The organism is Mesorhizobium sp. M2A.F.Ca.ET.067.02.1.1 (assembly GCF_004023285.1).
Taxonomy (GTDB): Bacteria; Pseudomonadota; Alphaproteobacteria; order Rhizobiales; family Rhizobiaceae; genus Mesorhizobium.
Window position 1 is genome coordinate 1 of record NZ_RZSB01000999.1, and the last position, 1,799, is coordinate 1,799.

The window sequence follows — 1,799 nt, forward strand, 5'->3', positions numbered from 1 at the left end:
AGGGACGTGACCGATAGCGCGGGGAACGCGACCGAGAAGGCTCTCGACACGACCGGGGCCGATATTGTCGCCCAGCCGGCAGCGGCCGCATTGATGCCCGAGGATTTCAGGCAGCCGAAGGCCGTCGACAAGCCGGCGAAGCCGTCGGACCTGAAGGCGATTTCGGGTATCGGACCGAAACTGGAGAAGGTGCTCAACGGTCTCGGTATCTGGACCTATGAGCAGATCGCGGCCTGGACGTCGCAAGAGATCGCCTGGGTGGAAGATTATCTGTCGCTTGCCGGCCGCATCGGCCGCGACGACTGGACTGCGCAGGCGGCGGCGCTCGCCGCGAAGTGATTTGAAAAGCCGGGCGCGGTGCAAACCGCGCCCGGAAGATAGATTGCGGACATCCGCGAGGGTTTGAGGCGAATGGCAAAGCTAAAGGTCGACGGGAAAGAGATCACGGTACCCGACCATTACACGCTGCTGCAGGCGGCCGAGGACGCCGGCGCGGAAGTGCCGCGCTTCTGCTTCCATGAGCGGCTGTCGATCGCCGGCAATTGCCGCATGTGCCTGATCGAGGTGAAGGGCGGCCCGCCCAAGCCGCAGGCGTCTTGCGCCATGGGCGTGCGCGACCTGCGCCCCGGCCCGAATGGCGAGCCGCCGGAAATCTTCACCAACACGCCGATGGTCAAGAAGGCCCGTGAAGGCGTGATGGAGTTCCTGCTGATCAACCATCCGCTCGATTGCCCGATCTGCGACCAGGGCGGCGAGTGCGACCTGCAGGACCAGGCGATGGCGTTCGGCGTCGATTCCTCGCGCTATCACGAGAACAAGCGCGCGGTCGAAGACAAGTATATTGGCCCGCTGGTCAAGACCGTGATGAACCGCTGCATCCACTGCACGCGCTGCGTCCGCTTCACCACCGAAGTCGCCGGCATCTCCGAGCTCGGCCTGATCGGCCGCGGCGAGGATGCCGAGATCACCACCTATCTCGAACAGGCGATGACGTCGGAGCTGCAGGGCAATGTCATCGATCTGTGCCCGGTCGGCGCGCTGACCTCCAAGCCATTCGCCTTCCAGGCGCGGCCGTGGGAATTGACCAAGACCGAATCGATCGACGTCATGGATGCAGTCGGCTCGGCGATCCGCGTCGATTCCAGAGGTCGTGAAGTGATGCGCATCCTGCCGCGCGTCAACGAGGCGGTGAACGAGGAGTGGATCTCCGACAAGACCCGCTTCATCTGGGACGGCCTGCGCACGCAGCGCCTCGACCGCCCCTATGTGCGCAAGAACGGCAAGCTCGCTCCGGCAAGCTGGGCAGAAGCCTTCGCGGCGATCAAGGACGAGGTGTCGAAGACCGCGCCCGAGCGCATCGGCGCCATTGCCGGCGATCTCGCGGCGGTCGAGGAAATCTACGCGCTGAAGCTTCTGATGAGCGCGCTCGGATCGAGGAACATCGACTGCCGCCAGGATGGCGCCGCGCTCGATCCGTCGCTCGGCCGCGCCAGCTACATCTTCAACCCGACTATCGAAGGCATCGAGCAGGCCGATGCGGTGCTGATCATCGGCGCCAATCCGCGCTTCGAGGCTTCGGTGCTCAATGCCCGCATCCGCAAGCGCTGGCGCGTCGGCAACCTGCCGGTTGGCGTGATCGGCGAGATCGGCGACACACGCTACGACTATGAACTGATCGGCGCCGGCCCGGAATCGCTGAAGGATCTCGCTGACGGCAACGGCAAATTCTTCGAGGTGCTGAGCAAGGCCACGCATCCGCTGAGCATCGTCGGCCAGGGCGCGCTGGCGCGCACGGATGG

Annotated in this window: 1 protein-coding gene and 1 pseudogene; both read left to right on the forward strand. The window is 64.9% G+C overall.

The features are described 5' to 3' along the window. Nucleotides 1-339, forward strand: a pseudogene (locus tag EOA28_RS34670) (NADH-ubiquinone dehydrogenase); the annotation flags it as partial. Between the two features lie 72 nt (nt 340-411). Beyond that, the coding region (nuoG, locus tag EOA28_RS34675) for an NADH-quinone oxidoreductase subunit NuoG (protein WP_128315793.1) at nt 412-1,799 on the forward strand (1,388 nt) is incomplete at its 3' end.